This window comes from Flavitalea flava, assembly GCF_054461575.1.
Map to the genome: position 1 here is coordinate 18,987 of NZ_JBTLQH010000030.1, position 24,929 is coordinate 43,915.

Consider the following 24,929-nt stretch of genomic DNA (forward strand, 5'->3'; position numbering starts at 1 on the left):
TTTTTACCGGTGTAATTTATTTTTACGCAGATAAGCCAGCAGCTGCTCAGGCCGGTCGGTCTGGATCACATTCACCTGTCGCATTTTCAGAAGTTCACTAAAGCCCGAGCCTTCTTTCTCCTTTTCCATCTTATCATATTTTCCCAGGGCGTTGATCCATACCCGGACACCCGCCTCCCGGATACTTCCCATTACCCGATCCGAATAATAACTTTCATCCACATGGATCACCGGGAATCCGCCCATACCCAATATGGCCTGCACGTCGTCCTTATTATAAGCCCTTGGCATGATCGGTACATTTTTATTCAGGCTCCTCAGCCCGGCCACATCCCTGTAATCGTAAACAAAGAAAAGGATCTGTTTTTCCATGCCATAGGAAGAGATCAGACCATAGGTCTCCCTGGACGCCCTGCCTGTATCTGCCTTAAAATCGATATCGATCATAATCTTTCCTTTCGCCAGTTTCAATACCTCTTCGAAAGCAGGGATCTTTTCCATACTGGGTTTGCCGTCCTGCAACAGGTAAAAGTCCTGCAATTCCTTATAGGTTAAAGAACTGACCAGCCCTTTGCCGGTGGTTGTCCGGTCGATGTTCTTGTCATGCATCACCACGAGAACGCTGTCTTTCGTCTCCCGGATATCCAGCTCGACGATATCGATCCCTTCCCCGATTGCCTTTCGGATACCAGCCAGGGAGTTTTCCGGGAACAAGCTATGGTTCGCACGGTGAGCGGAGATCATGATCCGGTCCGGGCGATGATAAAAATCTTTAATGATGCTGGAGAGGTCTGATGGTTGTGCCGTGGCCGTCTGTGCCGCTGCATTTTCAGGCAAAAGGGTTGCTCCGGTGAATGATACTACCGTCAACGAATAAATGAATATTTTTTGAAATGAAGGCAACATATTCTTGTGTCTGTTAAAATTTAAGTTGAACCGGAATCTGACCAGTTCCTCTTTTCAATCTATTACATTAAGATATCGTCCCATCCAATAAGGCAGGAGGTATTCATCACCGGCCAGTTCGCCTCTGCCTCCATTACCACCGTCCAGCTGGAAAAAATTGGCGTTATGCCGGTGCATAGGCAATTCACCGGGCGGCAAAAGTTCTGTCGTCGTTTGGCCTCTTAAATTAGGGGGCAGTAAAACGATGTCCTTCCGGTGTGAGTTCTTTATCTTCCATTCCACCAGGTCCATTGGATATTCCCGGAGATGCCAGAAGGTGGATTCTTTGTCAAATTCACCGATGGTTCCGTAAGTGATCAGGTTCCATAAAGCATTCCGCTCGGGTTTTTCAAAGGCCCAATGATTCCGGATCGCTCCGGCATATTGAGTGCGAAGCGAATCCGTAAACGCATATTTATATAATACCCAATAGGTGAGAAAGGCCATTTCATCATCCGAATGGTTCCAGGAACCATCGCTCATATTGGCGCCTTCATAAATAAAACCCGGGGTCTTTTTGATCTTTTCACAATCGATCAGGATATTGGCCAGGTATCCGTTCTCTTTCATCAGACGCATAGCTTCATCTTTATACCGGGGCTTGCCGGTGAGCTGGTAAGCCAGCTGCAGACCCGCAATGATGGTGGTACTGCCAAGCCGCCGGTCAAATATGGATTCCGGATACCAATTGATATATTCCGGGTTCCACCGACCCCACAAGGTATGTTTGCCATTCGCATCCACCAGGTTATAATTATGATCGATGATATGGGTCAGGATCTTATCGATAAAGGCAGCCACCCGGGCACGTTCCGATTCTGTTTCTACAACCATCTCGTGCATGGTGGCAGCGACAAAGATCCATCCGACAAATTCATCGCTGCTGGTGGTTCCTTTCCATTCCCATTCCGGATCAGGAGAATCCCTCCATGCCTGGTGATCGTGTACTTTATACCCCTTGCGTTCGAAGCTCCTGGCGGGAAACCCCTTTATCGGGTTGATGGATAACAAACGTTCGAATGCCTCGAAAGCCTCCCAGGCATAGCGTTTGGCCTTAGCATCCCTGGTAACGCCATACCTGAATGCCTGGCTGCTCAGGTAAAAGGTACTCCACAACCCATCATTGTCCGTATCCTCCAATTCGGAACTGGCCGGGTCACCCGGTACAGACAGATGTACACTGGATATGAATCCATATCGTATTTTCCTTTCCCGGATCGAACGCTGGAAATAATCCGCTTTACCAGCCATGGTCTGCAGTGGAAAGGATAGTTTATTCAGGCCGCTATCCGTTAACAGGTATATATTCCCATCACCATCTGCAGCCATATCTTTTACTTTATCATCCAGCAGCCACCGGCGAGAGGCATAATAACGAAATGCACCCGTTTCTTCCCGCATGAATGCACCTTGCTGCGTTGCAGCCCAAACATGATCGTTAACTACCAACAAACGGTCTACGTCCGTTACCGGCAAACGATCCTGCACTATAAAACTCGTATCCCCGCTCCTTTTTTGAATGCCATAATATCCTTGTGCCGTCCCGATCAGGATTTCATTTCCCCGGAAGGACATAGTCTTTAGTCCGTAGCCTGTATGAAAGGCTACGAACTTTTCACCGGATAAACGATAGACTGCCTTTGCGCCCAAAGCGTAATAGATCCCATCATTGACCTGCAAAGAAAGTAAAGGCTCAGGTATGGCAGGGATAGATTGGATATTTCCTCCTTGCTTCCAGAGACCCCATACCTTATTGCCCGCGAGCAGCACCGACCCATCTGCCGCTACGGCCATGGTGGTATATTTTCCCTTCGGAACCAAACCATAGGGTACCCCCGCATAACCATTCGTTAAGAATTTATCTTCATAGAGATAATATAAATGCCCCGATCCCTCCTGGGCCACCACGTCCAACAGGGCTTTGTCCGATAATGGCCGGAAACGGAGATCCTTTACCAATTGTCCCTGACAAACATAATAAAGTCCTTTGTCCGAAAGGACATAGGCATTGTCATTATAATCGGTTACTATCTTTATCAGCTTGCCACCCTTCAACCCGGCAGGTAGAGGATACTTGACAGAAAAGGCCTGGTGAAATGGCCGGTCCGGATCGGAATTGGCATGGGATTGCGATGCATGTAAAAAAGTGGAAACTAAAAGAATGAATGTAAAAAAGGGTCTTCGCATTGGGTTTATTATGTTTTATTGAGCTTGTATCACTTCTGTTACCGGGCTCCCCACGCAGCCGCCTGGCATTTGTATATGCAGCATGGCAGCGAGCGTAGGGGCTATATCCGTCATATGGACCACATGATTGGTCTCGCCGGGTTTAATATTCCAACCCATAAAAACCAACGGGATATGTGCATATCCACGTATCTGGCCTGGTACCGGTATAAAAAATCCCAGCGCATCTGATCGACCACCATTCCGATAACGATGGCTGGTTTTGATTGAGCCAATCGTGATTGAGCCAATTTATTGGATGTACGTTGCTGAGCAACTGCCGGGATGGCAAATGTCACCCCCACTACAGCTAAGATCCAGATTCTCCTTTTCATCATTATTCGAAACTTTGTATGCAACACCTTTCAATCCGGCTCTTTGGGGCGTTCCGATTTATCAGCGAATGCGTTCCAGGATAGAGGCAGAATTAAAAAATCGATACTAGGCCCAAGTGTTAAAATATGGTTAAAAAGGAGATCTATTTGACGATAATCTTCGCTGTCAGCAGCGGTACGGCATAACCATTCAATAACCGGAAGATATAAATACCCGGGATAAGCGAATGGATATCCAGGGAGAACTGATCCTGGGAAGAGGGTTTTACCAGGACCGCATTACCCATGATATCGTAGAGTTCGGCGACCAGGGGTTTATGTTCGCCCGAATTGGCATGGATATAAAGTATCTTATCTGCAGGGTTCGGATATACTTTACAGGTAGTATTCTCCGGTGGTGCATTCCGGATTGTCTTCCCTGTATCGGTGAGCGCCAGAGGAGTCAGGTAGATCATACGTAATATGAACCCTTTTTCAGCCGGAGCCGCGATTGAACTACCCAATGTGCCGCTTGCATCCAGCGCGCAGCAGGAATTATCCACCGACACAAACAGGGTATCTCCCGCAGGGGCAACCGTAACATTACGAAGACGGTAGCCCGGAAAATAATGAAGGGTATCCGTCGGTGTCTGGGTGCTGTCGATGCCAAGGCCATCCGGTTTCAGTTTTAACCGGAACATCCCGTTTTTTAAGGAAGGGATCAATAAGGAATAATTCCAGCCCGGAATATTACCCGCCCCATAAAAGGCGATACTGGAAGGAGCAATGGTAGGCCAAAACGAATTGCCTTTAGCACCTGCCGTTTTATTGGGGTTCCGGCTCCAGTTATAAAAAGAAAAGATGGGTTCCCGCAAGGTCGTCCTGGTGGTATCACAAAAACCTGTCTCGCTGATCACTGCCTTATTCGCCAGATACATGGAATCATTATTCGCCGACGTATAGTTATCGTCACAGAGCCCAGCGACTTTCGGCCAGCCGTAGTTGGAATGCGGTAAGATAATATTCACTTCATCGTCGGAACGGTCACCATGCTCGCTGCTGTATAAGATATATGAAGCGCCCCCGTTAACCGATCCAAAGACAAGACCCTGGGGATTACGATGACCAAAAGAATAGATTGGATTTTTTGCGGATGAAACCGCGCCTTCCGGGAAGGGATTATCTCCGGGGATCCATCGCTGGCTCAAAGGCTTCGAGATATCCGGTTCCGTATTCAATCTTAATATCTTCCCTTCGAGAATAGTCGTATCCTGAGCATGATTGGGCCGGTTGCTGTTAGCCAGATTACCCGCCCCCATATCCCCGATGGTATAATAAAGGTGATATTGACCGTCATTTTCTTTTTGAGGACTGATCAGCACTCTTCCGGAATTATGGTCATTGCTGCCGTTAAGACCGGAGATAACAGTATCCATGATCGAAAGGACACCCGTACCTGAACTATACCGGCAGCGAACGATCTTCGTGGTATAACTCCCGGCACCTGCAGAACATGGACTCACCTGGTGATAAACATAGGCTATATATATCCAGGGTTTGCCGGCATAAAAATCAGGATGGATGGCCAGCCCCATGAGGCCGCCCTGAGGCCAGCAGGATCCGGCATCTGCATCGCTGAAATCTCTTTCGCTGTTAAGATCCGATAAAAGACGGACGCCTTTATTGGAAGGATGTATCTTCCATATCCTGTAGTTGTGTGATTCGGTGACCCATAAAGAATCATCCGGACCATACACCATTTCCCAGGGAGTATTCATACCCGACGAACCTGTCGCCGGGTATAATGTATCGATCTTAAAAGACTGGCCATACCAGGTGACGGTTCTTTGAGAGGAAACGTTCAGAGATAAGCACAGGCATGAGCATACTACCAAACCGCCACCAATTAGGCCTTTGTTTTTCATAAGAAAAGGATTTACGCTCACTACAAAATAACCATTTTTTCCCCGCATCCGGAATAGTAGATTTTCCCCTCATTCAGGGGTATTTATACGATTGTCATCTATTAAAAAAATGACTAATTTTATACTTGTATTAATCTGTAGTACTTGTCTTAATCCGTTAGCATTTGTTTTAATCTGTTTAGTTTTAATCTGTTTAGTTTTTGTTTTTATCTGTAAGTATTTAAATCCGAACCTTGAAAACAACTTAATTCAATCCCATGAAAACCAAACTCCGTATTGTGCTTCGGGCCAGAGGTTTTCTTGCATTTTTTCCTTTTTTTCTCATTGGCGGTTTAGCCTTTTCCCAGGCGCCTACTGTCGATTATGGCAAGAGCTATGTCAATATCACTAAAGGAACAAATGGAGGAACAGTAGAGCCGGGTGATGTTCTGGAGATCAGGGCAACCTTTGTCGTTAAAGCGAATACAGCATTTACCTGCTCTTATACGGATAATATTCCGGCAAATACAACCTATATTCCGGGCACCCTCCGGGTGTTGACCAATGAAGGTAAAATATACCAGCAATTTACTGATGGCGCCGACGTCGACGGAGGTACGATCACCGGCTCCGGGATCACGATCAACATGGGGGCAGGAGCTAATGGAACTACTGGCGGAACAATCGCCAAGACCAGCAAACCCAGTTTTTTTGGAGGGGCCTGCATTATGGTCGCTTCGTTCAGGGTAACCGTAGGCGCTGTAGCCTATGGAACCCAGATCAACGTAGGGAATGGCGCATTTCACTATAATAATTCTACAACATTAGTATCGATACCATTCCCATCCTATACCATTGTCGTTTTCAATAACTATGGCATGTGCACCAATACGGTGGGAACAAATGCCATTATCAATGAATTTGGCGGAACTTTTGGCTCAGGGTCGGTCAAGGACCGGATCGCTTCCAATAAAGTACCGGCCAATTACACCTATTCCCCTTTTTCCAGCAACAGCGGCATGCCGAATGACTATTATTACGGGGTTTCCAATAATACCAGCGGCGGCACGACAGCAGCCAACGGCTATTCTATTTTAAATACCTGGCTGAAACCGGACAATTCACAGAGCCCTTCGCATCGTATTTTCAGTGTCTGGGATATAATCGGTGACCATACGGGAGCAGCAAGTCCCACCCTGGGTAACCCTGCGACAGACGATAAGGCTGGCCAAAGCGGAGGTTATATGATAGTGGTCAACGCCGCCTACCGCACCGATACGGCTTTCCTGGATACGGTCTATAATCTTTGCCCGAATACCTATTATCAATATACCGCCTGGTTCCGCAATATCTGCTCCCGCTGCGGATGTGATTCGAATGGTGTTGGCGCAGGGAATACCAACTATATTCCTACGGATCCTGTCACGCATGATTCGTCGGGCGTGTATCCCAACCTGACCTTCAATGTGAACGGTTATGACTATTATACAACAGGAAATATGCTGTATACTGGCCAATGGGTGCGAAAAGGATTTATCTACCTGACAGGCCCCACGCAAACCTCGATGGTCATCAGTATCCGGAACAATGCCCCGGGCGGCGGAGGTAATGACTGGGCTATCGATGATATCGGAGTAGCCTCCTGTACTCCCAATATGGTGCTTACCCCTAACAAACCCGATACCCTCTGCCAGGGAGCCGACGATACGGTGCGGTTCAAGGTTATCGCCTTCTTTCCGAATTATACGGAATGGAAACTGGAAAAAAGTACGGATAATGGCGTAACCTGGGTAACGACTGGTATCGATACGACCGGCAAGCCTTCTTCCGGAAGCGCCACCCCGGTGTTTAATCCCGTATCCGGTCAATACGAGTACACGATCGTCCGATATTTCCGGCTCAACGCGGTCGATCTGCAAGTCAAATACAGAATCATCGTGGCAAGTACTCCTGCCAATTTAAATAATCCCAATTGCTCTTTCATAACCCTGACGCCGAAGATCGTTAAGGCCGTCAATTGTAATATCGTTCTTCCCACTTCCATTCTTTCCTTTAAAGGACAGGTGAAAGAAGGGTTGGGAAATCTCCAATGGATCACTGCTGAGGAAGTGCCCGGCGTATCCTATACGATCGAACGAAGCGATGACGGAATTAATTTTAAAGGCGTCGGCTCCATTCAGGGTCAGGCTGGTGAAGGCCTTGGAGCAGCCTATCGGTTCACCGATCCGACACCGGTATCCGCACAAACCTATTACCGGATCGATATCGTAAGCAATAATTATCATCGCTACACCAACCAGGTTCTGCTCAGCAATACTTCAATCGATTTTGACGTGAAGCCGCTGACCAATCCTTTTTCAGATCATATCACCATTGATCTGAGGGCTCCCGGGAATGGAAATGTATTGTTCACCCTGGTAGATATGATGGGACGTGTGGTCACACAGACCAAACGGTCTGTTAACCAGGGTCTGAATAACAACCTTACGATCTATGGGCTGGGCAAACTTCCGAACGGCACCTATGCATTGCAGGTCAGGTATGATGACAAACAGATCAGTATGAAACTATTGAAGGTTTCAAAAATATAAAGGAATTAGTTTGTTTTTAGAGAATCCATAGTTTAATAGTTTGTGCAAATCCCTGGGAGGTTAAAACCTTCCGGGGATTTTTGTTTGCAATTATTTATTGAACGTGTTTATTAGCTGAAGGGCATTCAAAAGGTCATTTCTTCGGATAAAGCTTGTAAAAACTGACTCCATTCGCAAAATCATCCGTAAGGTTACTTCCAACGGAACCACCCGTACAATAGTAGATTGCCCCCTGTTTGTCAAGCCCGCAAAAACGCAGCTGTCCGGAACTGCTGTAGGAGCCGTTAAATAGCACAAACCTGGCTGGGCCTGTATCCCTGGTCTGAATGTCCGGGTTTTGATTCTCCGCTCCGGCATAACAGTAAACCGACTTATTATCAAAGTTATAAGCAAAGAGGGAACTAGTGGAAACGTAAAGCATATCATTGTTTGGCAATATCATACAAGGGACAAAATTGGGATCGGAAGCTATGTAGGGAGGGGGAAAATTACCCGCTGAATTCAATTTAGTAGCAACGGCCGTATCGAAGGATATAAAGCTAAAATTGCTTTGACTGCTATTAATGGTATTCACAATATCCCCCTGGGCAAAATTATATTGGTTTATATCATAGGTCCAGGCATTTGACGATTGTTTCAATCCGTAAGCAACAGACCCATCCGGGCTCAGCAAGAAAAAATCGTACGCAACAGAAAACATGGGGCCCGGTGTAATATAATTTGCCGGCCCGAAGGGTGCCATCGCATTTGTCTGCATTAAGGAAAGTACCTGCCCGTTATTGTCCATCCGGCATATATTGGATAAGACGGCGGAGGTAGGCTCGGCGTAACTTGCGTCCTTCAGAGGAAGATACCAGTCATCGGTGCTGTTACAGGTGCTGTAAGAATAGGGATTGTCAAGATTGCTGACGGGGTGATAAATATTGGCAAACCAGATATTCCCCGAAATATCCATCTTCAACCTGGCCGCTGCCATCTTAATCGTTCCTATATCACCTCCAAAAGGTCCCACTGATTCCAGGTAAGGCCCTGCTCCTTTCAGTGTGGTCGTTCTGTTCAGGGTGACCACCTGATTACTGTTCATATCCATTCTGCATAACCTGGTAATGTAGAGACTATCTGCTCCTGCAGGTATATCCTCCGTTACGATCGAAGAAAAAAGCAGGGAATTCCCGTCCGGGGAAATTACGCTGGAAAGGATCACATCGATCGTGAATGTTTTTTGCTGCTGGTCGGTCAGTGTACTGCCTTTCAAAAGGACGGGAGAAACCTGTGCAGCAGCCATCTTATAGATACCGTTGACATTATCGAAATAAATCGTGCCATCCCCGGCAACGCTGCTATTGTTCACAAAAGGAGAACCCCGATAGGTTGTCTGGAAGGGGGTAAGGTCCGCCGGGAGCCAGGTGGCCAGCTTATCGACGAAAAGGCTGGTGTCGGTACGCCGGTCGCCGGTATTAATGAGCTTAATGGTCAGCGGCAATCCCTGCATTGAATAACCATTGGCATGTAAGGTCAACGGAATATCCGAACCGACCCCCATTCCCTTGGTAATGAGGAACCGTATCACTTCCAATGAATCCTCCTGACCGGTCCTGGTATTATAAATTTTAGTCGACACCTTCCCTTTGGCAATAATAGCGGCAGGAACATTTCCTACTTCGACAGTGGTTCCCTGCCGGTCTGCAAACAGTTTGCCGACAAGGGTTGCCGTGTCTCCCACCAGAAATCCCTGCTGGTATTTGTAAGCCCATATATTGAATAATCCGCTCAGCCCCCCTTCTGTCAATAACCACGGCTGGTTCTCGATCAAATTTGCATGTTCATCCACTTTTTTACAGGCCGGGAGCAGATTGCCCAGAAAAATTATCAGCAGCAGATTCAGAACGACGGCTTTTTGGCTTCTGCCTCTCCGGGAAAAAATCGATTTCATGATGGAATAATTATGTGGAATTATTGGGAATTTATTAACGGGATAATAAGACGGGTTTTGTCTAGTTATTTTTAAACAGGAGTATCCTCAGGTCAGGGGAAGGCCATACCGGCTTTCCGGAATACGGATTTATATAATAATTCGATTGATAATATCCAGTTAGTACGATGGTATAGGCATGCTCCGGCTGAACGACCAGGGTGGTCCTGGTTAAAACCGTGGAAGAATCTGCAACACTGTAAAACCGTAACCGGAGTGTATCTGCTACGGTTACACTGCGTTGAATAAAAGAACTTATCGTTCCATATTTGAGGGTATCCGGGAAATCTTTGGCAGGTTCCTGGTTGATGGTAAAGAACACCGGACCGGCATCCGGACTGGCGTCCACCACACGCAGATCCACCTGACCGGTTTTACTTTGGAAATGATCGCGTGTAATCGCCCCGCGATATTGTCCGAGACTATCCATATACCAAACCGTGAGTGGATTATCCGCAGATATATTAACCGGCAGGCGTACAACCGGATGACGGCCGGTATCCGTCAGTATTAACTGGTGATCTCCCGTAGTCAGCCATTGGTATTTTATCCAGGGCTGATCCTGTTTGATATTATATATATCTGCAATCGGATATTGCATGGGCCGTTCCTGTGAGAAATAGGGCATCTCGTCGAATCCTTCGACCGTCTTCACATAATTGGTATCCGGATTATCGATCAGCACATAACTAAACTGGGAATACCGGATTGACTGGCTTACCTCTAATTGCAGGTCTTCAGAAAGGTTCAGAAAGGTGATCCGGCCGGGAATTAATCCCGCTTGCATTTCGGGATGAACGTTCTTCTTACAGGAAGGTAAAAGCAGGATCAGCAGGATGGCGGCCGGGAAAAAAATTTTAAAAAAGCTCGGATACATAAAAAGATTTATTTAAAATGCGTAGGTGAACTGAACCAGGAAATACCTGCCTGGTTTAAAGCGGTTATAAATATTATCACCGGTGCTATAGATTTCCCCATTTGCAGGGTTGACCGTCGCCTTTTCCGGATCATACCGCTGATTAAAATTGTGGTCTTCAATAATACGGGCAGCCTGGTCCAGCAGGTTCTGCAGCGTGATTTTCACTTGCAGCGATTTTACGATCCGTTGTGAAAAGGAAAGATCAAGCTGGTGAAAGGGCAATTGCACCAGGTCGGGGCGAAATTGCAGACTATCGTTTCCTGCCTGTGCGCCGGCCTTCCCGTTAAGAATAGATTTGGCATAGATCCGGGGGCCATTTACATTATAGACGATCCCCAATTTAGTACCCCAACCCGCATTCTCATAGAACAACCCACCGTTTAGGACGTATGGAGACTGTCCCTGTAAAGGACGACCTGCCACAGTATCACGCAAATAACCGTTATGGCTGACCTGCACGGTCGAGCTTTTGATCCATGACCCATTTGCTACGATCGATAAATTTTTAAACAGACGGCTGCCACCTATAAAGGACAGATTCTTCCTGATCTCTCCCTCCACTCCATAAACTTTGGCGCTTTTTGCGTTGCCGAAACTGATTTGGGTAAAATTGCTATTGCCGGTACTACTCGTGTTTTCAGCGCGAAGTCTTTCGATCGGGTTTTGAATGAATTTATAAAAAACGCCTGCATTGAACAGCTCATTCTGTGCGACGCTATGCGGATAAAATTCGGCGCGAAAGTCGTAATTATCGATGGTCGCTGTAACAACATCCGGGCGTCCATCGATCATCTCGTTATTCTGGAAATCGAAGTCCCGGAAAGCGGATACTTCGCGAAACTCGGGCCTGTTCACGGTGCGTCCGTACCCGGTTCGCAGCACTACCGTGGAAAAAGGACGATAACTTATATTTACAGAAGGCAGCACGGATGTAAGCGGATGATTTCCATAAGCCAGCCGTATAGTGCCATCCGATGAACCGCCTGTAGCGCTGGCTACTTTTTGACGATCATACTCCACCCGTAGACCGGCATTCAGGGTTATCTTTTCCTTTGCCGTCTTCCAATCCCCCATAATGTAAAAGGAGTTGTTCTGTTCACTGGCAACATAACTATCGGTGGGATTGGTGACATCGTATAATTTCAATCCCGTGTTATCGTCGGGAAACCAGGCAGGGTTCCAGACCGAACTTAACTGCTGTTGGGTAAAATTTATGATACCGGGATTGTTGGATCCATATCCTCCTATATAACCGGAAGGTGCATCCGTTGGGGCAACTTCATCAGGAGATAAGCCTCCCCTGTTCACCCGATAAAAACGTCTGCCTACATTCCGCAGTTTGTACATTTGGTAGGTACCCGTTTTTAATACCAGGTTTTTGTCCAGGTGGAGGCTATAATCGATCGAGGCATTGTACACATTTTCTTCGTTCTTCACGAAAAGCCTGGATATCATTCCCAAAGTTCCGTCATCTCCTAACATGTTGGTACCGGCAGCCGAATAAGGTCTGTTATACCAACTCAGAAAATGACTGCTTCGTTGATCGGGTACGTTCTGAAGATCATAGGTATATCCAATATTCCAGCTGAATTCCTGTTTGTTACCCCTACCCAACATATGCGTTCCTCCGATATTACCCGAATAAAGCACTCTTTGCTGGAAAGAAAGGGTGATGTCCCGGGTACGTTTAAAGCCTGAACTCGTGTCGTAGTAAAGCAAGGCATTGAGACGGCTATCCGTGATACCCGTAAAGTTCCGGCCTTCGTTCACGAAGAAATTTTTAAACTCCATTTTATGCCGTTTGTTCCATTTCAAGGTCAGGTTCTCCAATACATTGATCTTACCTATCTCCGTACTTTGGCTGCTGTTCGTAATTTTGTTCAGACCACCATAGTTAAACCCGATAGTCGTGTCTACACCATAAGCATTCGTATTGCCGGTCTGGCGGTACAGGTTATAGTTTTTAGTTTCATGGGTATAGGTTACCGAGGTGAGGTTATACAATCTTTTTTCCTTACCAATTTTCCAGGAATTATAATAATTGACGAAAAACTGGATATCCGGAAGGCTATGACGGGTTCCATAATTCAATGTATTGGAAAATGCCCTGATCATATCGGCCTGTTTGAGATCGTTCACTCTTTTTTCCGTATGGAAATAACCCGGTGAAAAAGCGGGTAATTTCCGGGAGCCATCGTCAAATCCTAAAAAATCATATTTACCGCCATTATAACTGTTTATCTCCGTCAGGGTGGAACCCGGTCGATGGGCTACCTGTATGCCCATATCCAGGTGTTTAACCGGCATGGCGTTTTTGGTATATACTTTAATGGCTCCGCCGCCGTAGTCGGCAACCAAATCCGCCACGGGAGATTTGTATACCAGGATCCGGTCGATAATACTGCTGGGAAGCAGGTCATAGGCGAAAGCCTTATTGTATAATTCCGTTGATGGTGCAATATTATTATTGAGGTAGGTAAGATTATACCGTTCATTCATCCCTCTGATCACAATAAAACGGTCGTCCACTACCGTTACCCCCGAGATACGCTTCACTACTTCGGCGGCATTCCGGTCTCCTGTCTTTACGATCATTTCATTGGAAATACCGGAGACCACCCCGGTGGCATTCCGTATTTCCGCTACCAGGTCTTTTTCTGTCGAATGGGTTACGGCCTTCACTTTCCTGGTTCCGGCAGCGACCACTACTTCATTCAGGGAACTGCCCGCCTGCATCTTTACATCCAGTATCCAGGTCTTTCCTGCCTGCACGGTGATACCGGGAAGATAATTTTTTTGATATCCGGCATAGCTGACGGTAAGCGTATAGACCGAGTCAAGCACGTTCATAAATTCGTAAAATCCTTTCTCATCCGACAATACCGATCTTCCTGTTTGCTGAATCGTCACCGTTGCGCCAGGCAAAGGCTGTGACGTTTCAAAATCAACGACACGACCCCTGATGGCCGGAGATGGGTTGCTTTTCTTTTTAGGCGCATCCTGTCTCCCCTCTCTAACCGAAATAGCAATATTATTGTCGAGCAGGGAATATTGCAAATGGGCTTTGTTCTGTAATTCCTCCAGTGCTTTTTCCAGTGGCAGTTTTTGCCATTGAATATGCTGAATTGTTATCGCAGCCAGCCTGGTCTTGTCATAAGAATAGGTATAACGGGTTTGTTGCTGAAGGGCCGCAATCAGGTCCGTCACGGTAATTCGTTCCGCAGTGAGCGTGACGGGATCCGGCAGTTTAAGGATTTGCGCCGATAAATTACTACCTGGCCAACAACTTAGCAATAGAAAAAATAATTTGGATAATAGAATGCCTGACCGCAGCAGTTGCCACAGGTGTCTTACCTTTTTTTTCATGATTTCCTGGTTGTTTACACGTTAAGAGTCTGTTTAATTTGGGTGGTCCGGTGGGATATTAAGATGGCTTTATAATGATTATGTTCCGGTCACCGGTCTTGTAGGAAAGATGATAGATAAACAGCAAATGATGCAGGACCTGCTGCCAGCTTTCTTTCCGGTGGTAGACCGCCGTCGCCTCCTTATCCTTCAGCAAATCCGGATCAGCCTGAATATCGATTCCATAATAGGAGCCCAATTTAACCAGCGCTTCAGCCAGGGGCAGTTGATTAAATACCAGATCACCATTGATCCACCCTCCTATATCCTGCACACCTGTGCGAACGGTTGTAATATGTCCTTCCTTTCTGCCTGTTATAGCCGTTTCTCCGGGAGAAAGGGTGACAGGGTCGTTCCCGGAATGCTGAACTTTTACGCTGCCTTTTACAAGGCCTATATATACCTCCGATTGGTCCGCGTTGTTGTCGATATTAAATGTCGTGCCCAACACTACCGTTTCTACGTTCCCTGCCTCCACGCGGAATGGATGTTGTTCATTTTTTGTCACGTCAAAATAACCTTCTCCTTTTATCCTTACCTTCCTGTCCGACTCATAATTCTTATTTACCAATAAGATCGTGTTTTTATTCAACCAGATCTTAGTCTGGTCTGACAAGGTTACCAGCCTTGCCGTACTGCCAGCATTAAGGATGCTGTCCCAGGTATATGAATCATTTTGAATGGAAAAACCCGAATGATCCTTACCTGCAAAAAAACCGGCTCTCTTATTATGGGTAAGAAAAAGAAAACCGCCTAAGACCAGGATCATCAAAGAAGCGGCTGCCATCCAACGAACCATCCTGTTTCTGTGAAAAGGATTTGCCGGGGAAGGAGGAACCGGGGAAAGTTTATATTTTTCTCCGCCCGACCTGGTGGCATATTGCCGTAACTGTTCCCGCAAACGGTCAGCCATGCGCTCCGGCATAGAAATCCCCGTTGGATTATCTTTCAAAGATCCCTTTCCCATATATTCAAGACCTGATAATATTTCATCGGGAGTCACCGCAGAAAGGAATACCTCCAGCTCTACTAATTCCTGCCTTGTAGCCTGGCCGGCCAGATATTTTTTCCATAATTCTTCTTTCCTTCCTTCTCTTTTTCCCATGCCATGCTTTTATCTAAAGTGATCTTTCAGGTTCTTTTCCTCCAATCTGAATATGAACTTAATGTTAAGAACAATAAACAGCCCGGCGAATAAAGTAGTTTTGCCGGATCAATCCGAACCGGCAAGATGAGAAAGTTGGACAATTCAGCATTTATCGGAGTTTTTGAAAAGACAAAAGACGCCCTGTACCGGTTGTTTCAAAAACTGACCCGTGACGAGTTCCTGACTGAAGACCTCGTTCAGGAATGTTATTTACGTCTCTGGGAAAACAGGGGTACTATCCAGGACCCTGAATCTTTTGTATTCGGCATCGCCTTCAATCTGGTAAAGGAATTCCACCGGAAAAGAATACGCGCTGTTATCGAACATATGGAATCGCTGCCCGAGGTGCAGGATCTGTATTCTCCTGATGAGCAGTATGATTTTAAAGAAACATCCAGGATCATCCGGGATATCCTGCAGGATCTGTCGCCCGAAAAAAGGGCCGCTTTCACCCTGATCAAGGAAGCAGGTCTGTCTTATAAAGAAGCGGCGGAAACCCTCAGGATTCCGGTTAGTACGCTGGAGAAACAAGTCGCAGGCAGTATCCGGATCCTCCGGAAGGCGTTGTTCAATTTTTTTTAGTTTTTAATCTTTTGCCGTATTTCACTTTGCAGGAGTATTGGTTTCCCGGATTTGCTGCTTATATTTAACTACAACGAAAATTTATGCGGCCAACTTCCTTTCTCTTAAAGACTCTTATTGGGTTCTGTTTATCCTGTTTGTTCCTGAACCTTTCTGCACAAACAAAAAGACCTCCCCTGACCATTTCGCACCTGACCGGGGATTTTTATATTTATACCACTTATAATTATTACAAAGGAGAGGCGGTTCCAGCCAACAGTATGTACCTGGTAACCGGTAAAGGGGTAGTCCTTTTCGATACGCCATGGGACTCTACGCAATTTCAGCCCTTGCTGGACAGCATAACGGCCAGGCACAAACAAAATGTAACACTCTGCATCTCGACACATTTCCATAGTGACCGGACCGCAGGACTTGAATTCCTGAAACAAAAAGGAGTAAAAACATATAGCTCTTTACAAACCTACAATCAATGCGAAAAACATTATGAAAAGCAGTCTGCCTTTTATTTTTCCAAAGACACAACGTTCACAGTCGGCGGACATTCCTTTGAAACCTTTTTTCCCGGGGAAGGGCATACGACAGATAATATCGTGATCTGGTTCCCCGGTGAAAAGATCCTGTATGGAGGTTGCCTGGTAAAAAGTACAGAAAACCATGATCCAGGTTTTATCGGTGACGCTAATGTTTACGCATGGCCCAAAACCATACAGAATATCCTGGATAGGTTCGGTAACCCCGACTATGTTATACCCGGTCATTATAGATGGGTAAATAACAAAGCTCTCGATCATACTATAGTTGTACTAAAACAGTATATAGCCGCCTTGTTATTAAAGGATAAACAAAAGGATTCCGGCAAAACTTTGCCGGGTGTTGGTCAGCAAGCTCCGGTTTTCCATGTGATCGCCTTTTATACCGCCCGGGAAGACCAGGCACATATCAGTTTTGTGGAGGAGGCAAATGCATGGTTCCCAAAAATGGGGCAGCAATATCATTTCACATATGATTCGACCCGTGACTGGAATAATCTGAACCCCGGGTTCCTTTCCCGTTACCAGGTCGTCCTTTTTCTGGATACCAGACCGGACTCTCCTGCCATCCGTAAAGCGTTCCAGGAGTATATGGAAAAGGGAGGAGCCTGGATGGGTTTTCATTTTGCCGGGTTCGCCCTGACCCCTTCCGACTTCCCGCAAAACTGGGACTGGTACCATAATCAATTCCTCGGTTCCGGCTCTTATGTCAGTAATACCTGGCGACCCGCCTCCGCCATTTTACGGGTGGAAGATAAAGATCACCCGGCAACAAGAAATCTGCCCGCAACCTTTCGTTCAGCCCCTTGTGAGTGGTACAAATGGAGTAACGATCTACGGACAAATCCCGATATCAGGATACTCCTGTCGGTCGATTCTTCCGGCTTTCCACTGGGAACCGGACCTAAATTGCATGAAATATGGCATAGCGGGTATTATCCCATCGTATGGACCAATTCCAAATACAGGATGTTATACCTGAATATCGGGCATAATGATATCGACTACCAGCATAAGACGAATAAGACGATGTCCTTCACCTTTGCCAATGATATACAGGACAAACTGATCATCGACGGCCTGTTATGGCTGGGACGGGGAAAGAAAACAAAAGAATAAAGAACTCTAAGCCTGTACTGCACTGGCGACGTTTGGATTAGATCCGGCGGCAACAGTCTGTTCATCGGGTTCTTTATGAAAAAAACGTTTCTGAAAAAGAAGGATAGCAATTACACCTACCGAAATGGAAGCATCGGCAATGTTAAATACAGGACTGAAGAATTCGAATTCATCCCCTCCGACGAAAGGCATCCATTGCGGGTAATGTGTTTTTATGAGCGGGAAATATAACATATCCACCACCCGGCCATGCATGAACCCGGTATATCCCTTTGCCGGAAAGATCCTGGCGACATGGTCATAGGTACTTCCTTCGAAGATCAACCCATAGAACATACTGTCCAACAGATTTCCTAACGCCCCCGCAAAAATGAGGGCTGCACAGATAATAAAACCACGGTGATATTTTTTGGCAATAATGGACTGGATATAATAAACTCCAAACAAGACTGCTACCAAACGGAACATGGTTAATACCATTTTGCCCCAGGTTCCCCCAAATTTCCATCCCCAGGCCATTCCTTCATTTTCCACAAAGTAGATCTGTCCCTTGCTGCCCAGTAATTTTATGCCATTGTCATACGGAGACACCTTTTCCCGGTATATTTCTTCCGGATGGCTCAGGGGCATATGCGTCTTTACCCAGATCTTCAGGGACTGATCCGCTACTATGATCAGCAGCACTAAAAGGAAAACTTTCTTCGCGTTCACACTCTTGATTTATAGGGGTCAAATGTAGGCAATAGTGGCCAAAATCGTTAACAGGAAGGGATCATTCGGCAAAACTTTATAGAAGCCTTTAGATTTATTTATGTTATTACACCTTATCCGGCCCTTCATTCTTCGAAATAAATCCTTTTCACCCGTTGAGAAACTCCGGTCAGGATCTCATAGGGAATGGTCTTCGCCCATTGAGACAACTGGCTGACAGATAGTTCATTGCCGAATATAATTACCTCATCTCCTTCCTTCAGGTCCGGGATGCCGGTGATATCGATCATCGTCATATCCATGCAGACACTACCGATAACCGGCGCCAGCCGCCCCTTTACCCACATTTTACCGACCCCGTTGCCGAGGCTGCGTGAATACCCGTCTGCATACCCGATACGGACTGTGGCAATGACAGTGCCGGGGGAGGCTATTCCCCTGCGGTTATAACCAACGGTATCCCCTTCCAGCAAATATTTGATCTGGGCGATCGTGGATTTCAGGGTGGAGACTTCCTGTAAGTCCATAACCCCGGAAACGGCAGAATCGATTCCATACAGACCAATTCCCAGGCGCACCATATCCAGCTGTAATTGGGGATGACGGATAATTGCTGCAGAATTGGCAATATGCCGCAGAAAGGGATAAGGGAGAATTTCCTGCAATCTGTCTGCAGCAGCCAGAAAATCAGCACCTTGCCGATGGGTGAATTCGTCCTGCTGGGCTTCTTCGCTGGCAGCCAGATGGCTGAAAACGCTTTGTACTTTAAAAGCTGCCCCCTTTAATTCCTGCAACAGTTCCTCCTGCGGTTCTTTAACCAGGGAAAAACCCAGCCGGTTCATCCCGGTCTCCAATTCGATATGCACCGGAAACTGGAGGATCCCTTCTTTTTTTAGCCATTTATCAAAAGACCGTAACAGGGAAAAGGAATAGATCACCGGCTCCAGATTGTACTGGACCAGGGCGTCAAATGAACTGTTCTCCGTATTCATCACCATTACCGGCATACTTATGCCTCCTTTTCTTAAAGCCACCCCCTCATCCGCATAGGCAACTCCCAGATAGTCCACCCGGTGAAATTGCAGCAGGTTGGCGATCTCATAACTGCCGCTCCCATAGGCAAATGCCTTCACCATAGCCATCACTTTTGTCGAAGGAGCCAATTGCTGCCTGTATTGACGAAGATTATAAGCCATCGCATTCAAATTGATCTCCAGCATGGTCTGGTGGATCTGCCCGGAGAGCATCCGGTCGATCTCCTCGAATTCGAATATCCTGGCTCCCTTAAGAAGGATCGTCTCCTCTCTGAAATGAAGGGAAAAAAAATCTTTTTTAAACTGCTCGACTGAAGGAAAAAATATGGCCTCCCCTGAATAATATCTTTTTATGGTTGAGTGGTGAGCGCTGATCTTTCCTCCGATGGCCACCAGCCGGTCAATCTTTTTCAATTCGAGAGCGCGGGCAATTTCATTATAAAGTTTGTCTTCGTCACGCCCGCTTTCCAGAAAATCCGAGAGAATAACGGTACGCCGTTCATGCTGTCTTTGCTGAGCCAGAAAATCAAGGGCGATCTGCAGGGAACTGAGATCCGCGCTATAGCTGTCATTGATGATCGAACAATGATTGATCCCGCTCTTTAGTTCCAGCCTCATGGCAATGGGAGCCAGACCCAATAATTTGCTGCGGATATAATCCATCGGTTTGCCCAAATACAAAAGGACACATACACAATGCATAATATTCTCGAAAGATGCCTCGTCCGTAAAAGGGATCGCAAAAATAAATTCCCCATCCTTGTAGGTAGTGACCACAGTAGTTACTCCGTCTTTTTTCTCTATCCCCAGGATAACCAGGATGGCCGTTTGGTCCCTGCCCCAGGAAAAGAATTGGGTTATCAGTCCATTTCCGGGGTTATTGACCGTGCCGGGTAAATCTGGAGCGGCCAGGCGATGTTTTTCGAGCGCCTTAACTGTCTCCGGCTGATCCAGACAATAAATGATCACAGACGCATGGTGGAAGAGCTTTAATTTCTCCTCCGCTTTTTCGGCCAGGCTTTGAAACCCTTCGTTATGCGCCTCTCCTATATTGGTAAAGATCCCAATGGTCGGCTCAATGATCGTTTCCAGACGGCTCATTTCTTCCATCCGGGAAATACCCGCTTCGAAGATGGCCAGTTCATGCGCATCGTTCATCTGCCAGACACTCAATGGCACTCCGATCTGGGAATTGTAGCTTTTCGGGCTTCTTACGATATGGTATTCGTCCTCCAGCAGCTGATTGAGCCATTCCTTGACAATGGTCTTTCCATTACTGCCCGTGATCCCGATGACTGGTATATGGAATTGCCGCCGGTGATGCGCGGCCAATTGCTGTAAAGCCGCTAAACTATCCTTTACCAGAATGATGTTGGCATCCGGAAATGCAGAGGCAGTTGAAGGGGTTGCCGGAGATCCTGTTTTTGATCCGGCGACAACTTCGGGCAATCGCTCCTGCACCACAAAATTACGAACACCGCGCTGGTAGAGATCCCCCATGTAGTGTTGCCCGTCCCTGCGGGGGCCTTTCAGTGAAAAAAACAGGGAAGTCCCGGGAAAGATCAGGCGACGGCTGTCCAGTAAAAGATGCTCCACGGGATCATCCCCATGAAATTGCAGGAATTCTCCCTCTACGATCTCACAAATATGCCGGATACCGTATTCCATGTTTTGCCCGAAGCGGGAGTTTTGATTTTATCCCTTAGTTTATTTTAGGGTTGATTGCTGCCTGCCTTTGCTGATAGTGGAGGTCGGAGGGTTGAATAAACCATCGCCCCCGATATGCACACCACGATCACCAATAGGGATATATAGACAGGGACCTTTATTCCCACAATCTCTGCCAGCATTTTTAATCCCACAAAAACAAGGACGATGGCGATTCCCTGCTGCAAATAACTGAACCTGGCTGACGCTCCCTGTAAAAGAAAGAACAAGGAACGCAAACCCAGAACCGCAAATATATTCGATGTATAAATGATCATTTTATCCTGTGTGATCCCAAATACAGCCGGTATCGAATCCACCGCAAAAAGGATATCCGTTGTCGCCAGCATGATCACCACCACAAAAAGGGTCGTATACATTTTTTTTCCCTCTTTCACAATGGTCCATTTTCCTCCACCGTCACCCGAAGTAAGCGGCAGAATTTTTTTCAGGAATTTATATACGCGGTTGTCCTCTACATGAACATCTGTATCCTTTTTGGCCAGGAACATACTGATACCCGTATAAACAAGGATGCCTCCGAACACATACAACAACCAATGAAACTGTGCTACCAGGGCGACACCCACTGTAATAAAGGCAATTCGCAGTAAAATAGCGAAAAGAATGCCGATTATCAATACCCGTCCATAATATTCCGGCTTTACCTTAAAAAAGGAAAAAATGAGGATGAATACAAAGATATTGTCAATGCTGAGGCTCCATTCCATCAGGTAAGCGCTCAGGTATTCTATCGCCATTTTATGTCCATCCTCGAACCAAACGAAGACAAAAAACGCCAGGGCCAGCACTACCCAGAAGATCGTTTGGAAAAGAGCCTTTTTGATCGAGATGACCTCGCCTTTTTTGCTGAGTAGGCCCAAATCAAAAATAACTGCCAGCACCAATACGATTCCAAAGGTCAGATAGGAGATATTCGTTGGACTCATTTCACAAATTTAGGAACTTACCCCTGGTATTTTCTTTTCCGCAGGAACTGATAAATATACCCGCCCGCAATGACCAGCAGGATCGGCAGCGCTATATTGATGAATTGCCAGAAGGAACGTTCCTCTTCCACTTTTTTCGGATCCAGCAGCCGCAGGGTGAAATCCTTGGATCTTGTTTCCAGTATATTAGACGGATTCACCAGGTATTCCAGGCAATTCTGAAAAAAATCTTTGTTGGCAAAGGAATATTCGTTGTCCTTATTAAATCCCATCTGCAAAGGACCTCTTTTGGAGACCTCATTCATCACGATATCGGCATCCCCGCAAACGATCACCCGGGAAGGCTCCTGGGCCTGCGGCAGAAAGGGTTGTCTGTAATAGTTGGCCAGGCTGTCGGTGATGGCAGCAGAGATATTGTTGGCAAACAGGGAGGTGAATTTACCTTCCAGCAGCACAGCTACAGGAATATTGGGTTTATTGAACAATTTCGGATCGCTGGCCTGTTTCACACTTTCAAAGGAGATCAGTGCGGGAGTGCTAATCGTTCTGCCATTGGCAGAAGTTTGCAACAGCACCGTCTTTTCTATACCCGGCGCCTTGACGGTATCCAGGGAATTAGCGAATTTGGCATAAACAGGATCCAGGTTCTTGGAGATAGGATGGGTAAGGCTACCGTTAAGCAAGGGGAAATAAGGCCAGGATATCAACTGGATCTGGGGTTTATCCCCCTGCATACCTACAACAAGGTTAAGCGGGGCACATTGCAGGTCTTCCACCAGGTCCTGGTTAACGCGCACACCGTATTTAAAAAAAAGGTCTTCCAATCCCAAGCCACGGTCATAGGCCGTAGTTTCGTGATCGAGACGAAGGCTATCCATTTCCGCATACAGGTTGTCGATAGCCCAGAAAATCCGTCCTCCGTGAAGGACATATTGATCCAGGGTCAACTTTTCCCGGTCTGTGAATTTTTGCGTGGGTTTGACAATGACCAGTGCATTGTATTGCAGGGGTATGAGCGGAAGGCTATCCAGTTTAACCACTCCAAAATGATACTGGGAGCGAAGATCCTGGATCAGGTCATATACATTGAAATCAAGCGGCTCACCATTCCCTACCACATAACCTATGGCAGGAGTATGGCTACGTGTTACCTTATCTATTGCGCTGCCGAATTTATATTCCAGCAGTGTTTCTGCATTCGTGTATAATTGTTCTTCCGGCTGGCCTTCCCGTCCAACCTGTACCCCTTTCAATAAATTTACAGCAACAACCTTGTCCTTGTAACGCAGAATGGCGCCGGGAATTACCAGGCGCTGGGATTGTTCTTCCCCTTTTTTGGATTGCGCTATCTGTGTCATGGGTTCAATACCCAGTTTCCGGAGCGAGTCCAGAAAATCAACCTTCGCCGAATCGGTATCCTTGAAACCGGCCAGCGGATCAAAAGCGCGTATTTGAACCTTTCCATCGCTGTATTCTGCAAATTCCTGCAATAGCTCTTCTGTACTTTTTGATAATTTCCGGACACCGGCCTTCAAATCCCCATGCAGATAAAGATCGACCTGCACATTGTCATCCAGCCCGCGAAGCAGGTTCCTGGTCGCATTACTCAGCGTATACCTTTTTTCCTGTGTAAGATCGATCCGGAAATGGAACCGGGAAGCCAGCAGGTTCACTACTACCAACAGGAGGACAAGTACGATCCAACCGTATTTAAGGGATATTAGTTTCTTCATATTAACGTTTGGCCAGGTTACGACCGGTCAGGCTCAAAAATAAAATTACCACGCTTATAAAATAAACCAGATCACGGCTATCTATGACACCGCGACTGATACTGCGGTAATGAAAATCAATACCCAACATCCCGATGTAATAATCCGCTCCAGTGGCAAATACCGGCAGATGACTGGCCGCTCCAAAACCATTGTATAAAAGGAAACAGGCAAAGGCCGCACCAATAAAAGCTACAACGGCATTCGAAGTAAAGCTGCTGCACCAGATCCCTATCGCCGTAAATACGGAAGAAAGAAAAACCAATCCGATATAACTGCCTGTCGTTCCCCCTGTATCGATTCCGCCTTGGGAAGACAGGCGTTGTACGGACAAAAAGTAAATAAGGGTCGGCACCAGAGCTATCAATACAACAATCAGGCTGGCCAGGTATTTACCAATAACCAGTTGTGCCCTGCTCAGGGGTGTCGTCTGTAAGATCTCGAAGGTTCCCATGCGAAACTCATCGGAGAGACTCCTCATCGTAATGGCCGGGATCAGCAATAATAAGATCCAGGGAGACAGTTCGAAGAATTTGTCCAGTGTGGCATATCCGAATGTCAATATATCCGTGTCCGGAAATACGAACAGGAATAGCCCGTTCAATAACAGGAAAACAATAATTGCGATATACCCTGTAAGGCTACTAAAAAATTGACGGAGTTCTTTTTTGCAAACGGCCCACATAAACACGAAAATAAGTGATATAATGGTTCGGTTGGATACATTTTGTTTTCCTACATATGGCTTTAATAAAATTAGCCATATGGAGGAAAACGTTTAATTATCGGCCTGCGGCCAATGGACCTGTGGTCCATTCCTGTTTCCTACATATGGCTTTAATAAAAATTGCCATATGGAGGAAAACATTTAATAATGGGAAATCACTTGTGGAAAAAAACTTTAATTTGAATAAATAAAAAAAGTGGGGGATTATAAGTATTCCTTATATTGCACAATCATCATTTTTGAACAACCTTCCTTAGAAAAGATATTCGGTCCAGGTAAAAAAATATTTAACCGAAACCAACTGCATGAAAAAATCCGCCCCTTTAAAGGCGGGTTTTTTTGTTGGGGTACCTGAGCATTTTTCAAATTCG

The 24,929-nt window shown here is 46.3% G+C and carries 16 protein-coding genes and 1 pseudogene; 4 read left to right on the forward strand and 13 right to left on the reverse strand.

Annotated elements, in window-relative coordinates; translation table 11 throughout:
- Positions 1-3 precede the first annotated feature (3 nt).
- The 4 genes from ACX0G9_RS22250 to ACX0G9_RS22265 form a co-directional block, all read right to left on the reverse strand.
- A complete protein-coding gene (locus ACX0G9_RS22250; protein WP_459067167.1) occupies positions 4-870 on the reverse strand; it encodes a glycerophosphodiester phosphodiesterase family protein in 867 nt (288 codons plus the stop codon).
- Positions 871-960: 90 nt separating this feature from the next.
- Complete coding sequence (locus ACX0G9_RS22255) at positions 961-3,132, reverse strand: hypothetical protein (protein WP_459067168.1); 2,172 nt, start codon at positions 3,130-3,132, stop codon at positions 961-963.
- Positions 3,133-3,242: 110 nt separating this feature from the next.
- Positions 3,243-3,509: a hypothetical protein gene (locus tag ACX0G9_RS22260; RefSeq protein WP_459067169.1), complete on the reverse strand. Its 267-nt coding sequence runs from the start codon at positions 3,507-3,509 to the stop codon at positions 3,243-3,245.
- 140 nt (positions 3,510-3,649) lie between these two features.
- A complete protein-coding gene (locus ACX0G9_RS22265; RefSeq protein WP_459067170.1) occupies positions 3,650-5,410 on the reverse strand; it encodes a PQQ-dependent sugar dehydrogenase in 1,761 nt (586 codons plus the stop codon).
- A 257-nt stretch (positions 5,411-5,667) separates the two neighbouring features.
- On the opposite strand from ACX0G9_RS22265, the gene ACX0G9_RS22270 reads away from it, so the two are divergent.
- Positions 5,668-7,980 (forward strand): T9SS type A sorting domain-containing protein, encoded by a 2,313-nt coding sequence (locus ACX0G9_RS22270; RefSeq protein ID WP_459067171.1) that lies wholly within the window; start codon positions 5,668-5,670, stop codon positions 7,978-7,980.
- 133 nt (positions 7,981-8,113) lie between these two features.
- Here ACX0G9_RS22270 and ACX0G9_RS22275 read toward each other — a convergent pair whose 3' ends face one another.
- The 4 genes from ACX0G9_RS22275 to ACX0G9_RS22290 form a co-directional block, all read right to left on the reverse strand.
- The gene (locus ACX0G9_RS22275; protein ID WP_459067172.1) at positions 8,114-9,913 is read right to left on the reverse strand and encodes a hypothetical protein; all 1,800 of its coding nucleotides are present in this window, start codon (positions 9,911-9,913) and stop codon (positions 8,114-8,116) included.
- Positions 9,914-9,974: 61 nt separating this feature from the next.
- The gene (locus ACX0G9_RS22280; RefSeq protein WP_459067173.1) at positions 9,975-10,829 is read right to left on the reverse strand and encodes a hypothetical protein; all 855 of its coding nucleotides are present in this window, start codon (positions 10,827-10,829) and stop codon (positions 9,975-9,977) included.
- Between the two features lie 12 nt (positions 10,830-10,841).
- Positions 10,842-14,237: a TonB-dependent receptor gene (locus tag ACX0G9_RS22285; RefSeq protein ID WP_459067174.1), complete on the reverse strand. Its 3,396-nt coding sequence runs from the start codon at positions 14,235-14,237 to the stop codon at positions 10,842-10,844.
- 58 nt (positions 14,238-14,295) lie between these two features.
- The gene (locus ACX0G9_RS22290) at positions 14,296-15,381 is read right to left on the reverse strand and encodes a FecR family protein (protein WP_459067175.1); all 1,086 of its coding nucleotides are present in this window, start codon (positions 15,379-15,381) and stop codon (positions 14,296-14,298) included.
- A gap of 126 nt (positions 15,382-15,507) precedes the next feature.
- Between ACX0G9_RS22290 and ACX0G9_RS22295 the strand changes: the two genes are divergently transcribed.
- The 3 genes and pseudogenes from ACX0G9_RS22295 (at position 15,508) to ACX0G9_RS22305 (ending at position 17,657) form a co-directional block, all read left to right on the forward strand.
- A complete protein-coding gene (locus ACX0G9_RS22295) occupies positions 15,508-16,005 on the forward strand; it encodes an RNA polymerase sigma factor (RefSeq protein ID WP_459067176.1) in 498 nt (165 codons plus the stop codon).
- 83 nt (positions 16,006-16,088) lie between these two features.
- Positions 16,089-16,868, forward strand: a pseudogene (bla, locus tag ACX0G9_RS22300) (BlaB/IND/MUS family subclass B1 metallo-beta-lactamase); the annotation flags it as partial.
- Positions 16,869-16,907: 39 nt separating this feature from the next.
- Positions 16,908-17,657, forward strand: a complete 750-nt coding sequence (locus tag ACX0G9_RS22305; protein ID WP_459067211.1) for a ThuA domain-containing protein — start codon at positions 16,908-16,910, stop codon at positions 17,655-17,657.
- A 6-nt stretch (positions 17,658-17,663) separates the two neighbouring features.
- On the opposite strand, the gene ACX0G9_RS22310 is transcribed toward ACX0G9_RS22305, so the two are convergent.
- From ACX0G9_RS22310 to gldF, 5 genes are all read right to left on the reverse strand, one after another.
- Positions 17,664-18,368, reverse strand: a complete 705-nt coding sequence (locus ACX0G9_RS22310; protein WP_459067177.1) for a lipoprotein signal peptidase — start codon at positions 18,366-18,368, stop codon at positions 17,664-17,666.
- Between the two features lie 125 nt (positions 18,369-18,493).
- Entirely contained in the window at positions 18,494-21,070 is a 2,577-nt protein-coding gene (locus tag ACX0G9_RS22315; RefSeq protein WP_459067178.1) for a bifunctional UDP-N-acetylmuramoyl-tripeptide:D-alanyl-D-alanine ligase/alanine racemase, read from the reverse strand.
- A gap of 44 nt (positions 21,071-21,114) precedes the next feature.
- Positions 21,115-22,059 (reverse strand): TerC/Alx family metal homeostasis membrane protein, encoded by a 945-nt coding sequence (locus tag ACX0G9_RS22320; protein WP_459067179.1) that lies wholly within the window; start codon positions 22,057-22,059, stop codon positions 21,115-21,117.
- A gap of 17 nt (positions 22,060-22,076) precedes the next feature.
- Complete coding sequence (gene gldG, locus ACX0G9_RS22325) at positions 22,077-23,792, reverse strand: gliding motility-associated ABC transporter substrate-binding protein GldG (RefSeq protein WP_459067180.1); 1,716 nt, start codon at positions 23,790-23,792, stop codon at positions 22,077-22,079.
- 1 nt (position 23,793) lies between these two features.
- Positions 23,794-24,516, reverse strand: coding sequence for a gliding motility-associated ABC transporter permease subunit GldF (gene gldF / locus ACX0G9_RS22330; protein ID WP_459067181.1), 723 nt, complete (start codon positions 24,514-24,516; stop codon positions 23,794-23,796).
- Between the last annotated feature and the right edge of the window lie 413 nt (positions 24,517-24,929).

Excerpts from the sequence above, each read along its gene's own strand:
- ACX0G9_RS22285 (WP_459067174.1), bottom strand. The coding sequence starts at position 14,237 with ATGAAAAAAAAGGTAAGACACCTGTGGCAACTGCTGCGGTCAGGCATT.
- ACX0G9_RS22260 (WP_459067169.1), bottom strand. The coding sequence starts at position 3,509 with ATGATGAAAAGGAGAATCTGGATCTTAGCTGTAGTGGGGGTGACATTT.
- ACX0G9_RS22290 (WP_459067175.1), bottom strand. The coding sequence starts at position 15,381 with ATGGGAAAAAGAGAAGGAAGGAAAGAAGAATTATGGAAAAAATATCTG.
- ACX0G9_RS22315 (WP_459067178.1), bottom strand. The coding sequence starts at position 21,070 with ATGGAATACGGTATCCGGCATATTTGTGAGATCGTAGAGGGAGAATTC.
- ACX0G9_RS22280 (WP_459067173.1), bottom strand. The coding sequence starts at position 10,829 with ATGTATCCGAGCTTTTTTAAAATTTTTTTCCCGGCCGCCATCCTGCTG.
- ACX0G9_RS22265 (WP_459067170.1), bottom strand. The coding sequence starts at position 5,410 with ATGAAAAACAAAGGCCTAATTGGTGGCGGTTTGGTAGTATGCTCATGC.
- gldF (WP_459067181.1), bottom strand. The coding sequence starts at position 24,516 with ATGTGGGCCGTTTGCAAAAAAGAACTCCGTCAATTTTTTAGTAGCCTT.
- ACX0G9_RS22270 (WP_459067171.1), top strand. The coding sequence starts at position 5,668 with ATGAAAACCAAACTCCGTATTGTGCTTCGGGCCAGAGGTTTTCTTGCA.
- ACX0G9_RS22255 (WP_459067168.1), bottom strand. The coding sequence starts at position 3,132 with ATGCGAAGACCCTTTTTTACATTCATTCTTTTAGTTTCCACTTTTTTA.
- ACX0G9_RS22295 (WP_459067176.1), top strand. The coding sequence starts at position 15,508 with ATGAGAAAGTTGGACAATTCAGCATTTATCGGAGTTTTTGAAAAGACA.
- gldG (WP_459067180.1), bottom strand. The coding sequence starts at position 23,792 with ATGAAGAAACTAATATCCCTTAAATACGGTTGGATCGTACTTGTCCTC.
- ACX0G9_RS22320 (WP_459067179.1), bottom strand. The coding sequence starts at position 22,059 with ATGAGTCCAACGAATATCTCCTATCTGACCTTTGGAATCGTATTGGTG.
- ACX0G9_RS22275 (WP_459067172.1), bottom strand. The coding sequence starts at position 9,913 with ATGAAATCGATTTTTTCCCGGAGAGGCAGAAGCCAAAAAGCCGTCGTT.